General features: G+C 63.3%; 9 protein-coding genes. 5 read left to right on the top strand and 4 right to left on the bottom strand.

The window, feature by feature from the left end:
- The first annotated feature begins 36 nt into the window (after window positions 1-36).
- The 3 genes from HTS88_RS12135 to HTS88_RS22180 are packed head-to-tail and all read left to right on the top strand — an operon-like array spanning window position 37 to window position 1504.
- The gene (locus tag HTS88_RS12135; RefSeq protein ID WP_174178691.1) at window positions 37-264 is read left to right on the top strand and encodes a helix-turn-helix transcriptional regulator; all 228 of its coding nucleotides are present in this window, start codon (window positions 37-39) and stop codon (window positions 262-264) included.
- Window positions 264-1286, top strand: a complete 1023-nt coding sequence (locus tag HTS88_RS12130) for a tyrosine-type recombinase/integrase (protein ID WP_246256249.1) — start codon at window positions 264-266, stop codon at window positions 1284-1286. Before HTS88_RS12135 ends, HTS88_RS12130 begins: the two co-directional genes overlap by 1 nt.
- Window positions 1223-1504, top strand: coding sequence for a tyrosine-type recombinase/integrase (locus HTS88_RS22180; RefSeq protein WP_246256247.1), 282 nt, complete (start codon window positions 1223-1225; stop codon window positions 1502-1504). Before HTS88_RS12130 ends, HTS88_RS22180 begins: the two co-directional genes overlap by 64 nt.
- 187 nt (window positions 1505-1691) lie before the next feature.
- On the opposite strand, the gene HTS88_RS12125 is transcribed toward HTS88_RS22180, so the two are convergent.
- From HTS88_RS12125 to HTS88_RS12110, 4 genes are read right to left on the bottom strand one after another with little or no spacing between them, the layout of a single operon-like run.
- Complete coding sequence (locus tag HTS88_RS12125; RefSeq protein ID WP_174178689.1) at window positions 1692-2648, bottom strand: PD-(D/E)XK nuclease family protein; 957 nt, start codon at window positions 2646-2648, stop codon at window positions 1692-1694.
- Window positions 2649-2662: 14 nt separating this feature from the next.
- A complete protein-coding gene (locus HTS88_RS12120; RefSeq protein WP_174178687.1) occupies window positions 2663-8104 on the bottom strand; it encodes a DEAD/DEAH box helicase in 5442 nt (1813 codons plus the stop codon).
- A gap of 18 nt (window positions 8105-8122) precedes the next feature.
- Window positions 8123-9049 carry a hypothetical protein gene (locus HTS88_RS12115; RefSeq protein ID WP_174178685.1) on the bottom strand — a complete coding sequence of 309 codons (927 nt, stop codon included), beginning with the start codon at window positions 9047-9049 and terminating at the stop codon, window positions 8123-8125.
- Window positions 9046-11181: a ubiquitin family protein gene (locus tag HTS88_RS12110; RefSeq protein WP_174178683.1), complete on the bottom strand. Its 2136-nt coding sequence runs from the start codon at window positions 11179-11181 to the stop codon at window positions 9046-9048. The genes HTS88_RS12115 and HTS88_RS12110 overlap by 4 nt, the downstream gene beginning before the upstream one ends.
- Before the next feature lie 570 nt (window positions 11182-11751).
- Here HTS88_RS12110 and HTS88_RS12105 point away from each other — a divergent pair.
- Complete coding sequence (locus HTS88_RS12105) at window positions 11752-12678, top strand: NaeI family type II restriction endonuclease (protein WP_174178681.1); 927 nt, start codon at window positions 11752-11754, stop codon at window positions 12676-12678.
- A 117-nt stretch (window positions 12679-12795) separates the two neighbouring features.
- Window positions 12796-14112: a DNA cytosine methyltransferase gene (locus tag HTS88_RS12100; protein WP_343044950.1), complete on the top strand. Its 1317-nt coding sequence runs from the start codon at window positions 12796-12798 to the stop codon at window positions 14110-14112.
- The last annotated feature ends 2 nt before the right edge of the window (window positions 14113-14114 follow it).

Raw genomic sequence — 14114 nt, 5'->3', positions numbered from 1 at the left:
ATCGCCCGTCGGGGCTTGAGGCGCATAGAAGACCCCATGACAACGAGAATGAAGGCCTTGGGACCGGTCACGGACCAAGGCAACGCAGAGCAGCTCATGACCACCGGCGAGGTGGCCGTCTGGCTGCAGGTGGCTCCCAAAACCCTCCGAAACTGGCGGTCCGCTGGCATCGGGCCGATGGCCCTGAAGCTTAACGGCGCTGTTCGCTACCAGCGTGCCGCAGTTGAGGCATGGGTTGCCGATACCTCGAAAGCAGCAGGCTGATGGGGCGGTCAAGCCTCCCGCTGGGGGCGTGGGGGACAATCAGTGCGAAGAAGGACGCAGCGTCCGGGAAGTGGCGGGCAAGTTGCCGGTTCCGCGGCTGGGATGGTGTCACTCGGACCTACAGCAAGTTCGGGTCGACTAAGGGGAGGGCAGAGACCGCACTGTTGGAGTCCATGACGCAGCGCCAGCAGGAGAAAGGACGCTTGTCCAACAATCCCTCCCTCAAGGACGTGGCAGAAAAGTGGCTCATGGGCATCGAAGTTCCGGAAGTAGTAGTCGACGAGAACGGGGAGATGGTCTCGGTCGGGAGCACGGAGGGAATTCGCCGACAGACATGGGACCAGTACGAGAGCATCGACCATAACCTGATCCCACCGGATCTCGGTGCGCTGAGGATCAAGGAAATCACCACGTCGACGTGCGACCGCTTCCTCCGGTCTCTGGTGAAGCACGGAAAAGGGCATACGAACGCCCGGCTGGCGAAAACGGTGCTCAGGCAGATCATGTCTTACGCAGTCCGGCACGACCTTTATGTCTGGGGCAACCCAGTGGTTGAAGTGGATCGCCTCAGGAAGCCACGCAAGAAGCCTGTAGGGCTCAGTGAGTCGACTGTCGCGGAAGTCCGTGAAGCCGTGCGGAATTGCGGATTGGAACCCGGGCGCTCCGGTCCGCGGCCAACCAGCGTTCTCGCAGATGTCGTGGATGTGCTGCTTGGCACGGGGGCACGCATCGGCGAAGTACTTGCGATCCGGCTCGAAGACATCTATCTGTCGGGGAACGTCGGAAAGATCGCCATAACCGGCACGTTGGTGGAACCGCGGCACGGCCCCAAGTACCGGCAAGACCTCCTGAAGAACGCTCGCAGCGAACGGATCATCCGGGTGCCTGCGTTCGTCGTTGACGTGCTCGTGCGCAGAATGGCGGAATCTCCGGCCAACAATGCAGCTGGGGCACTGTTTTGGTCCAGGCGCGGAACCTACATGCAGGCCTCCAATGTGAGGAGGCAACTGGCGCCGCACTAGACGCTGCTGGAATCGACAACGCCCACCTGATTACGCCGCACGCGTTCAGGCGCACTGTGGCGACCCTCCTCGCCAGGGAAGTGGAAGACAAAGCCGCGGCCTCCATGCTGGGTCACGCGGACTTGACGATGACGCATGCCGCGTACATTGAACGGCTCAAAGAGGTTGATGATTACACGGCGGTCCTCGGTGGTCTCGCACCAAAGCCCCGTTCTTAGCTGCACCAACAATGTCTCTTCAACCAACTTGAATAAGACCTCGAGGCTAACCGTGGACTGAGTCGTCACCCGGGCTGGCGGCTCATTCTGGGGTCTTTGGGCGGCTGTTGGGGGCGCGGCTTCGCGGAGCGGTGACGGCGCGCCGGGGACAAGCACATCCAAATTCCGAAAGGTACCGGCAACGAGCCTACGGTGCACGCAGGACACGGATTTCGGTGATGCTACTCGCAGCCCATTCCGGCGGCTCCACGCCGGGACTGCGTCGCCGGACCCGCACCGCCCGAGCAAATTGGCCAGGCTTGGCGTCATCGGGAAGCAGGCTGCCGACCATGCCGGTGAGCCAATGTCCGTCGATCGACACTGCGACCATGCCCGAGCTGGAGCGTTCAATGCTGACGATTGTCCCCTCAATTGCGTCCGGGGGATCCCAGGCGGCAACGGCTTTCCAATGTGGTTCACAAGTAATCCGCTTCGTGCAGAACCGGCATACATCTGGCTGCGGTCGGGCCAGGGTTCGCCCGTTGGACTGCGCCGTGAGGATGTCCCCTACGAGATTGGTGATCGCAGAGGGGCTGACCTCAATCTCTGCGGGGCCCTGCTGCAGGTTGAAGACGATCACGTGCTTCGGAGGCATACCGAAGGTGACTTGGAAGAGATGAGCGTAGAACGTCATATGGTGCTTGACCGCTCGGGAGGGCGCCGCGGTGTCGTCGCGTCCGGTCTTGAGGTCAATGATGAGGCCCTCGGCACCGCCAGCTGCAACGTCGAGGATGCCAAAAAGATGGTTGCCTTCGTCAGTCAGCAGCAATTCAGTGCGAATACCGGCCCCCGCGCCCGCCAGGATGGCGCTGAGCTCCTTCCCGCGTGACTTCAGCCGTGCCCGCGTGATGACGGCCTGCGGCATGCGGGCAATGTCGATCCCGCGGCTAGCAACGATCTCATCGAAGCATCCCTGCAGCCGCATGCCCGGATCCTCACGCGCCCATACTCCGCTTTCGATCCAGTGCTGAAGTGCGAGGTGAGCAACGGAGCCAGCATTGCCAAGATCCTGCGCCGACGGTCGTGCGGGCTCGTTTGCAGGCACCGCCGAAAGAGGGCAGCTCAACAGACGCCACGCGGCTGTGGATGACCACCACTGCGGCAACTCGTCTGCCCCTTTCAGGCGCCTACTAGGTCGGAGTCAGAGATGAGCTTGAGCACCCGGCGAGGGTCCCGGTCAAGCGTGAAGGAGTCGACGAAGACAACCCCGTCCAGACCCTCTTCGGATGCTTCGATCTCAGCCATCGCCTCGGCAAGGCGGGGAGCTATGAGGGTTTCCTCGGACGCTTCGAATGGATGACGGGCGACCACAGCGAACGATCCTTCACTGGGGCTATCGAAGCGTGCAACGGATACGGTGCTGCTGATGGGCGCCGCGTTGTAGGCCCGCGCCCACCTCTCGATAGCAGCAGCCTCCACCGCAGTATCGATACCCAAGGACTTGCCTTGAAGGAGCCCAAACAGGTCTCGGGCAAGCCGCCAGTCGAGTAGTGCGTGATACGCCATGTTGCCGTAGTCACGCAAGCACCGGTAGCAAGAGGAGCTGCAGGCAGCTGCGTGGGATGGATCCTCCAATTCCGTGAGGTAGTCGGCGATCGAGTCGAGGAACTCGGGCAGGAAACCCGATGAGCCGAGGTGGGTGCTGAACCCGGCTCCATTCTCGAGGGTGTCGGCCAGGAAGGCATAGGTGGCCGGAGCCCCGCTCGCCGTGCCGGAATAGATGCCTGCGGCGAGTTCAAGGGGCTGGATGTCGAGCGCCGCAGAAGCGACGGTGCGCAGCAGGAAGGCGAATGAATACCAGGCGGCGCGGCGGCTGTCAGCGACTTCCTGAGCGCCGTATGGCTGGCGGACGCCTGAGACGAGATTGAGACGGAGTCCAGAACTGGGAATCGTGGGAGCGGCAGCCCCGGCGAATAGGAAGTCGGTGTGCTGTACGGCTCCGAGGGCAACGCTGATCGGATCTCCGGCGGCGGAGGAGGGATGGAGTAGCTCTGCTTCGATGGCGCGTGTGGAGACATAGCCGCCCCACTCAGGGCCTCCAGGAGCTGCCCTGCGGAGGGCGAAGCACTGGCCGCCGTTGTCGTTGATGACATAGCGGGAGCCGGGGCCCGCGAGGAAGATGGCTTGGCCTGGAGTCTGTGGGGTGAGGGCATCCATGTCGGTCATGGCTCTAGCGGCCATGGCACGCGGGCTCCAGGAGAAGTTGCCATCGAAATCAGTTCCACGCCCGCTGCGGAACCCGAGCGGTTCGCGCATCGGGACAGTGGCGTAGAAGCTGGGCCCAGCCCCGCATCTGGGACAGGTATTAGTTGGTTGCCCTCCGGCCTCCTGCTCGCCGAGATACGAGCAGGCACGGCAGATCGACAGCGGTGACTCCGGCCCAAGTGGATCCGGCAGCGGCTGAGGACGAGTGCCCACGGGCTTGAATGCGGTGATCCCGACGACCGGGTAGACGATGCCATCGCGGACCACTTCGCTCATCGGGGCGAATTGGCTTACGGCCATGCTCAGGTCGCGGTCGATGACTCCGGTGGGCGGCCAGGGAGAGGAACGCCTCGGTCGGTTGAGGTGGAGGTAGCGCACTGAGGTGGGGAAACCGAACATGGGCAGGAGACCGCATTCCGCGAGCAACTGGCTGAGGTCCTCATGTTTCTGGGTAGCGGCTGCCGCGTCGATCTCGGCGACGAACGTTGAGGCACATCTTGACGCTTCATCGTCGGCGGTGTCGTGGAAAACCGTGCTCCGCGCAAGGGAGCGAGCCGCATCCCGGATTCTGTCTGGGTGTTCCTGGAGCCACTGTTCGAAACGGGGCCGGAGCACCGTCAGCCAGTCGGCGGTCTTCCCGAACGCGCCATGCACGTTGACGCTGGGGTCTTCCCCGTCGGTGACGGAAATGATGTCAACGGATGCCTGTCGCAGGATTTCGCTGCGCAGCGAGCGAGCCAAGATTTCGGGCCGGTTCAAGGCAAGGTACGGCTTGGGGGTGGGTTCGTTGGTGATGCGATCAGGTCGTTCGAAGTAGTACTCGTCGTGACTGCGGCCGCGGCATACAGTTAGGGCGATCGCAACGGGCGAGTTGCGGCGCCCGGCGCGGCCCACGCGCTGCTGGTAGTTGAATCGAGTAGGGGGCATGTTACCTAGGACGACGGCGGAGAGGGCGCCGATGTCCACTCCGGCTTCCATCGTGGTGGTGACGGAGAGAAGGTCGACGGCGTCGGCCAGCTCGTTTTCACCGGAGCCGAGGAATACGTTCTGAAACCGTGCTTGACGGGACTGCGCATCGATTCGGTCGGTCTGCCCGGTTAGCTCCGCGGTGTTGATCCGGAACATGCCGTCGCCCCTGGTGGCCTTCCAAGCGTAGTAGTCCTGATCAGCGTCGATGGGGACGGCGGTATTGGGCAAAGGGGCTGCACATTTCGTGCAGTAGCCATTGCCGGTGGTCAGGTGGCGGCGGCTGCATTTGGCGCAGACCCAAGCGCGTCCCTCACCCGTCCGCAGCACTACCGCAGAGGGATCGATCAGATAATCCACGAGAGCCGTGCCCGCCCTCGTGCGAGCCTGGTCGTGGACGCTATCGGGACTGGTTCCCTCCGCGGCAGCCACGGCCGTCCAGAACTTACGAAGTGTGGGTGTCGGGTTTGGGCGCGGTGTGCGGAGGCGGAAGAACCGGCGCTGGTCGGCGAGGATGCGCAGTGCCGCACGTGTCTGCCCAGTGGCGTGATCGGTCGGCCCGTCGGCGGGGGCAGTGTCGGAGGCCAGAGTCAGCCAACCGAGTCCGAGGGACTCGAAGTCGCGGCCTCCTCCTGAGAACAGCCCTTGGAGTAGTTCCTCTTCGAGAGAGCTACTGATGTCATTGAGCAGTGCTGTTTGAGGATCAGTGAGGCCTGCCTTGGGCGACGGTGGGCTGACTTGCCAGTTGTAGAGCTGCGACCATGGAACTGCGGGATCTTCGGAAGTCTCTCGGAGGCGGGCATGGGGGCCGCCCGGGTTCATCCCAAGCTTGAGGAGATCGGAAGATACTTCGGCGGCAAGTTCTCGCAACGATGGAGGCGCTGCCAGCTTGCCTTTCAGGCGCTCGGCGTCGGCTGGGCCGGTTCCGGGCTTGCCGTCCCACACCTCGCGGAGCTCGGCGAGTGCGGCAGCATCGCGCTGCTTCAGTCTGTCGAGAGCGGCGAAGGATTCCGGGGATTTCTCATTCTGGAGCACGTGGGCTTCGGCCAATGTGACGTCCTGAGCGGTGCCGCCTGAAGCGGAGAGCCGAGCATAGAGCAGCTGGCGCAGCAGGTCCTGGTAGTGCCGGAGGCCGAGGCCAGCCGAGAGCTTCGCGGCGTCTTGACGGCTGTCGGTGAAAACTATGAGCTTGCGCTCTGCCTCTCCGAGGTCGTTGGCGAGTTCGGTGGTGAGTACCTGATTGATCTTCTCGAAACCGGTGCGCATCTGCCGGATCGGTGAACGTTGTGTGGCCGGATCGGTTGGCTTGAGGCGCCCGTTGCGGCCAAACTGGATCTCCCAGTCGTCGCCACAGTTGGGGCACTGCGTCGGGAAGGGGCTGACGGTATCGACCGGACGCTGCAGTTCCCCGGTGGTCTTGTTCCGGGCGATACGGGCGTGGAAGCTCCATCCGGTGAACCCTTCAGCAAGGTTGCTGAGCTCGCCGGAGGCGGGGTTGAGCTTGCTCTGCCGGAAGGCGTAGGCGACGGCGTCCCTGTCGCGGTTCCAGAATGGTGAGTCGAGGTTCGTCAGAGTGGCTTGAGGGCGAGGCCAGTAGACAAGGTAGTTGTCGGCGGTCCGCTGAAGGGAGACCTGGTCGGGCAGTTTTGCGAGTTCGGGGACGTCGGCAAGCAGCATTGTCTTCACAGCTGGCTTCTGGAGTTCGCCTTCGGGAGCAAAGCCACCGAGCATGACATCACCACAGTTCTGGCAGTACAGCAGCTCTAGCACCCGCCCGCCACATTCGCACCGGGTTGCGGGCTCGGAGAACAGCTTTCCAACGGTCCGGTCGGGCTGCGGTTCGGAGACAGCAGCGCAGGCGGGGTCGCAGCATGCCCACATGCCGACAACGTTGCGGAAGAACAGGTGGGCGCGGAACTTCGGGTCGCCGGGGTGCGGGTCTTGGGCGAGGCCAGCGAGGACTCTTGAGATCGCCCGTTCCGAGACGTCTGCTGGTGTGCCGGGGAAGACATCTTCGGCGACCTGGCTGAGGGTCTTAGCTGCCCCGGTTCCGTCGGCGTGGAGGACACCTCTGAGAGCGTCAACGACTCCGTCCGTTCGAGCCTGAGCGGCTGCGGCTGTCGGATCTGCCTCAGCCAGGGCGGCCGGGTCGGCTTCGGGCGGCGTGTGGTAGGCAGACGGGGTGATGCCGGAGCCCCCGATGAAGTCGAAAGTTCCGGGAGCGACGTCGAAGAACTGGTGCAGATAGTCGCTGTCGCGTCCGGGGTCGAGGGAGGCGGAAGCGGCGAGGACGCGGAACTGCTCGGGGCGTGCATCCAAGCCCAGGCGGTGCTTGAGGGTACGCAGGAGGTAGGCCACTTCCGTGCCCGCGGTCCCGCGGTAGGTGTGGAGCTCGTCGACCACGAGAGTGAACACGTTGGCCGGGTCTTCGAGCCATTGGCGGGTGGAGTCGAAGAAGTGCCCGTCCCGCTCGCGCAGGAGCATCACGTTAAGCATGGAGTAGTTCGTGATGAGGATGTCGGGCGGGTAGTCGAGCATGTCCCATCGTGAGCGCATCTCCGCTCCATCCAGGCGCGGTACGAAGTAGCGGAGGTCGTCGTCGGCCTTCTGGGCTGCGATTTCCCGCGCCCGGGCTCCGCGCCGACTGGTCTCGCGCAGGTAGCGGCGTAGTTCTCCGAGGGCAAGGTTGTTGCCTCGGGTCCCGGTGACCGGTGTGGCGCCCGTGTAGCGGCCGAAGTAGAAGCGGTGCCCGTTGCGGTTCTCGTCAAGCCATGAACGGATACTGTCGTTGTCGAGGGCACGGCGCAGGCGGATGAGTTGATCGTCAACCAGCGCGTTCATCGGGTAGAGGACAAGGGCTCGGACGGCGGCTGTGCGTCCAGTTTCGCCGTCCCGTTGGGCGCTGAACGCGTTGCTGTCGCCGGTCCACCAGTCAGTCGGCACTGCGCCGTGTCCCGTCCAGGAACGCGATTCGTTGAGCAGCGAAGACAGGACCGGTAGGAGGAACGATTCGGTCTTGCCTGACCCGGTACCGGCGGTGATGACCATATGCCCTCCCTGCCGCACACCCGCGGCGAGGGCTTCCTCTTGATGCCGGTACAGCGAGGGGACACCCTGGAGGAGGCCGGTACCGGCGAACTCGGCGAGATCGGGGTCCGCTCCTGCTGCTGCGACAGATGCGGCGAGGGTGCAGCCGGCGCTTTCGTATTCGGGCCGAAGCTCGATCAAGGGCTTGCGGTAGACACCGCCGTCGCGGTCGAGGAGGGCCCGACGTTCCGCCTGCAGACGCGCGTCTGCGAGACCAAAGGGGGTGTCGTAGTAGCGGAAGTAGGCGTCCCGCAGGTGCTCGAACGTCTGTATTGCGTCAAGGTGCGTGCTGACGTTGCTCATTGTGCCTGGTCTTCCTGTTCAGCTACTTATATGGAGGGTCTGTCCCAGCGAAGATGCGACGCGCTCGGCGATCTCGCGAGGGACGTTGTCGTAGAGCGCGGCTTTAGCCCCGCTGTCGAATCGAGGCGTGAAGCCGCTGCAGAGGACGAGCACCCTCGAGTGAAGCGCAGGGAGGGGGACAGCCTGATCGAGGACCACCGTTCCCGCTCTGCTGCAATCCTCGTAGTCCGGCTGCCAGTGAATGATCGTGCTGCCTCGTCGTGCAAGCTCGGCGAAGATGCCGCGAGAGAGCTCGGCGGCGTACCAAGATCCGTCACGGCGCAGCGTGTACCGCCAGCGGCCGTGTACCTGCTCGCGATAGAGGCCGTCGGGCAGTGCGAGGTCCCGGGGAGACGCTGGTGACCAACGCCGGGGACTGAAGCCGACGAGCTGCTCAAATAGAGAATCGTAGGCGGGCGGTGCGCTGCGGTCCAAGGGGAGGGACGCCTGCAGCTTCTCAGCTATGCCTGCCGCCGCGCAGCCGACATACTTGGCACCGATGTCGTTAGCGGCGTTTTCGAGGTCCGCGGCCCGCTTGTAGGGGATCATTATCGTGGTCGGCGACGGGAGTGTTCCATCGCGACTTGGCCGTCTTGCGTGCTCGACATAAAGTCCCGCATTTTCGATAGCACGCACCAGCCGTGGCCTACGTGCACCCACGAGGACAGCAAGGCCGTCGGCAAGCGGAAGTCTAGTGATCACTGGCGGAGCAACGGACCATTTGCCTAACTTCCAGTCCACTTCGCAGTGCCCCAAAGATGCGATGTCTCGCAGCCATGTCCCCCCGACATTGTCAGACACGGTGAGGTCTTCGGTATGGGCGAGCCAAAGTGCGCGTGTGCTGAAGTCAGCGATCGTGCCGCTGCCGGTTTCGCTGATCCAGGACAGGAGGAGGTCGCCTATCATGCCGCATCCCCTGCAATCTGCAGCCGCATCTTCCAGAGCTTGGCCCCGTTCGCGTCAGTGCATGCCCGCTTCCAGGCGTCTAAGAGGTCGATCTCGACTTCGTATCGTTCAGGGCTTGCGGGGCCGATCTCCGTCAGGCGCCAGAGACGGCCGCGGCGCTGGGCGAGCCACCGAGCGGTTAAGGCTGCGCTAATTTCAAAGACTGGCGAGTAGAACTCGATGTCAATGCTGGAGAGGAAGCGGGGCAGTGGAGGTTCCGCCACCTTCTCTCCGTGCCCGTCCTCGTGCAGGAGCCAGGACTCGTCCCTACCGCGGAGCCCGAGCACCGTGCCCGTGGCAGTAATCCCGGGGACAAGTGCGCCCATTACTGCGGCGTCAGCTTGGTTCGATTCGCCAATCTGTCCGGTGCTGGTCCAGCCGAGACCCGCGGTACCAGCAGGCGGGGAGGGATCAGGGCCCTCGCTGATTATGGTGAACACAAGCTCCTGCCCGTCGGCTTGCACAACATGACGGCCCGTTTCGTCGACGAAGCGACGAATCGGCAGAGGAAAACCGTTGGCAGGGACTCTATCGCTCCTCCCGTCGAGAGTGACAGTTGCGATGCGATGTTCCCTGCCGAACGGCAGGAGGAGGTCCGGCGCGCCACCGGAGAGGTAGTGGTGGGCCGAGAGCGACGAGGCGACAGGCAAGCCATGGACTAGCTTGGCACGCGGAACCACTTCGGAGACGGCACCTATGGCGCGGAGGCCGGGCAAACGTGAGAGCACATCCCTGAGCGCGTGCCCGTCAAAGAAGCGCACTCTTTGGAAAAGCTCGTAGCCGTCGATAAGGAAGGATCGCCGCTGCGGGACCTGGCGCCAGCCCTCCGCGGCGGCTTCTTCCAGCAGGCGCCGGAAATCAAGGACATGCTGAGAGATGACAGCGATGACATGTTCCTCGTAGGGCACCATGCCGGGGACCGATGACCAAGCGCCGGTCTGGGGGTCGGGAGAGAAGAATACGACCCCTGAGGGCGGGAACACGGCTGCAAATTCCCCGCCCCGAAGCTGGAACCCGGAGTGGACACGTGAAAAGGTCACGGCTGGAGCGCTGTGATCCGCGTAGTATTCACGGCCCTCGACCGCGCTGAGGCTAACCCCTTGAGACTCCCCCTGCTCAGCGAGGACAAGTGTCCTGGGTCGCCCCTTCGGCACAGGGAATAGCCAACGAGTCTGCCAGGCAACTAAATCGATGCCGAGTTTGACCGGGATGGTCTGCTTGCCCTCGCTTGTCACTACCCTGCCGTCCCAGGCCCGAGCGTGGGCCACGACGACCGACCCCAACAAGGCCCGCATCTGGGAGTCTGCTAGAGCTCCCATGAACGCTTCGCTAAGCCGGTTCCGCCCGTCCTCTGCCCAGATGTCCAGCGCCCGCAGAAGGGTTTCCGGGCTGGGCGAGTCGCCTCGAGAGAGATTGAGCGCTTGAAAAAGGCGCGTCAACGATGTGCGATCGCTCTGGCGGACAAGGGCTTGCGAGAGGGGGTAGCCGATTCGTGATGGGTGCGGTACTTCCGGGATCGTTGAGGTGCCGACGGCGCCTTGCTGACCCTCGATCCAGTGATGAAGGCCAACCCACATGTCGACGACGTGGAGGAAGGCCCCGCGTTCTTCGAGGTCTCTCCGTAGCCCTTCAAGTTCGGAATCCGCGCCATCCGGAAGGATGGTCTGGGCGAGGCGAAGGTAGTAGTTCGTCGACCTCGCCGCCTTGTCTGAGCGCATCCTCGTAGCTGCCAAGACGGAGATAGCAATCACCGGAAGCACGGGCGGCGGCTCGACTTTTGGCCCACGTTGCCATCGCCGGTAGGCCATGAGCAGCGGGTTAAACATCGATCGGCCAGCCGTCAGGCGAAGGCGGGATCGGACGGCTGCGGAGAGGTTGCAGGCGCTCTCTTCCCCGGGGTTCAAGCGTCCAAGTTCGCTGTCATCTACGAAAAATACCGTCGGGCCTTGATGCGGATGCAGGAACGCGTCTGCGAGCAAGTTCTGCCACTTCTCGTATGTGTCCATGCTGGAGGCGACCGGAACGGAGGTAGCACCTTCCACCTTATGGTCCGAAGCACCTGGAACAGGCGATTCGTCGGTCGTGACAACCATGGTCCAGCCCCCCCATACTCGACAGCCCAATCACATCACGCTGCATTTGCGAACAACCCCAAGAAACATGCAGCCAGCTCACAGGTGTCAGGTGTCCGAGAGGACAAAATGACTTCCCCTGCTGGAGGTGACAGATGTCTGAAGAATACTGCCTGCGTTGGCGGAGGCCCAGCAGAAGACGCATAAGTGCGACACGAAGGAGACCAGCAAGGACGGCATAAAGGAACCAGAGCGAAGATCACTCGCATCAACGTGGCCGCCCCGCCCCGCTCGTCGCATTAAGCTTCAGCCGACGTCCGGTTCGACTACTAATGCGTCCGACGGGCCCCGGGCCTGCCGGTGGCATCAACGAGCGCTGCTTTCTGGACTGTGGACCGAGGAATCTCAAGAAATCGATTCATCGAGCCGGTCGGCTTCGTCGGGGTCATTGCAAACGCCGGAGCCCCGTCATCAGATTCGACTAGCACGAGTGGAGCGAGGCGTAGGTCCCGTTTCCGTACTCTTCAGCTGAGGGAGCCGTGGGTCGGCGGACCAAAACTGTTGGCGGTTGCACCGCGTACTGTGGATCGAATGAGCCTGTTCGACCTGCCGCCTAGAGCTGCTGATCCCGCTGATCCTGCTGTTGTTGCGGTCGTGGCTGAGCTTCGTCGCCTCGACCCAGACGGATCGAGGATGGCGAAGGTGTTTCGGTCCACCTTCGATCAGCTTTATGACGGTCAGCACACTGGCCGCTACAGCGTTGAGCAGTTATTCAAGACCGAAAAGACGCATTTCGGAACGCTCATCGAGATCAACTTGCAGCGCGAGTTCAAAATCGCAGATGGGTGCGTTTTGGACTTCACGATCGCGGGGTCCGAAGTTGACTGCAAGTACTCCCACACCGGGGCATGGATGCTCCCGATCGAGAGCTTCGAGCAAATAGTCCTGGTCACACAGGCCGATGACCGGAAGTCGGTGTGGAGCGCGGGGGTGGTGCGCGCAACTCAGGAGAACCGGCGAACCAGCGAAAACCGTGACAAGAAAACGGGGCTGAACGCGCTGGGCCGCTCTCAAATCACTTGGGTGTTCAAGGACGCGCAGATGCAGCCGAACGCCTTACTCCAGCTCCCGCCATCGGCGGTGTCCGAGATTATGGCCGGGCGAAGTGGGCAGGTTCGAGTGAACGAGCTCTTCCGACGGGCTACGAATAGACGTCTGTCTCGTAACATCATCGCCACGGTCGCTCAACAAGACGATTACATGAAGCGAGTGCGCTACAACGGCGGTTCCCGCAGCGCCCTTCGCCCAGAGGGATACCTGATTCTGGGAGGCGATTACTCCGTCCAGCGGAACATAGCCGCTGCACTCGGCGCAGTTGTCCCCAAGCCCGGGGAACTCGTCAGCGTACGTGTCGCGCCAGCGGCCCCGGACGATGGTGTCAGCATTGATGGCGAGTGGTGGCGTCTCGCGGCCCAGGACGAGCAAATCGACCTTCCGGCCCCGGCACTGCCCAGGTGAGCAAAACTGACTGGGCACGCGGGGTTGCGGCGAAAGTTCAGGCTCACGCTCGGTACCGACGAGAGCCGCCGAGCCGCGCGTCCCAAAAACGTCGGTGGCTCCTGTCAGAATATAGGGGTGAACGAAGCGAAAACGAGTGATTCTGATTTAACCGCAGTGGAGATCTGCGCCGGAGCTGGCGGCCAAAGTCTCGGACTGCACCTCGCGGGCTTTCGGCATACTTTGGCCGTCGAGCTCGACCGCGACGCAGCCGCAACACTTGAGCGCAATCTATCCCGACTTGCGTCTGCAGACGGCCACGATCAGCCTGTCATTGCCGTCGGCGACGTCGCGGACGAATCCGTATGGAAGCCCGAAGACCACCGAGGCGTTTCGCTGCTCGCAGGCGGCGTTCCTTGCCCACCGTTCTCCCTCGCCGGCAAGCAGCTGGGCTCTTCCGACGAGCGCGACCTCTTTGCGTGGGCCGTGGAGGCAGCCGGCCGCATGCGGCCTGACGCCGTGCTGCTCGAGAACGTGCGCGGCCTGTCGATGCCGCGTTTTGCGGGCTACCGCCAGGCAGTGCTGGATCGCTTCACTGAGCTCGGCTACCGCGCGGACTGGCGGCTGCTAGAGGCCAAAGACTTCGGTGTCCCTCAGCTTCGCCCGCGATTCATTCTCGTGGCCTTGCGCGATGAGTTCGCGCCGTACTTCTCGTGGCCAGAACCGACGCCCGCCGTTCAGACCGTCGGTTCCGCCGTCTATGACCTGATGGCTGCCAATGGATGGCCTGGTGCCGAAGCTTGGGCTCGAAACGCGCACCGCGTGGCCCCGACCGTCGTCGGTGGCTCCAAGAAGCACGGGGGGCCCGACCTGGGCCCGACGCGTGCGAAGCGGGAATGGCGTTCGCTGGGTGTCGACGGCCTGGGTATTGCGGATGCCGCGCCCGGCCCGGATGTGCCCATCAACTTCGTCCCGAAGCTGACAAATGCGATGGTCGCCCGTATCCAGGGCTGGTCTGGACCCGGTTACGAATGGGACTTCGGTGACGGCAAGGGGCGAAAGACAGCTACTTACCGGCAGATCGGCAATGCATTTCCGCCGCCCGTGGCGCGCGCTATCGGACTCGCTATCGCCTCGGCTCTCCGGAAGGAAGGTCAGCCACTTGGAAACCATGGCGCGGGCAGTCAGTACCGCGACGAGGTGTACCGGGCGCTTCGCGACCAGAACGGGTTCATCTCGCTTGCAGGACTGCGCAAGACCCTTGGAGGGACTTTCACCGAGGACGAGATCGAGCGCAGGATTGCATTCATCCGTCGGGACTTCGAGATCGAAGAGCGACGTCGCGGTAAGACCATGACATTCCGACTGGGTCAGTGGCGGGCCTTTCGGGGGCAGGTGGATCACGCGCGCCACGCTGCATTTGCCACCGAGCGACTTCGCTCGAAGATCAGTTAGCG

The organism is Pseudarthrobacter oxydans, from assembly GCF_013314975.1.
Lineage (GTDB): Bacteria > Actinomycetota > Actinomycetes > Actinomycetales > Micrococcaceae > Arthrobacter > Arthrobacter oxydans.
Note: the sequence above shows the minus strand (reverse complement) of the source record. Positions and strands in the feature narration are given on the sequence as shown.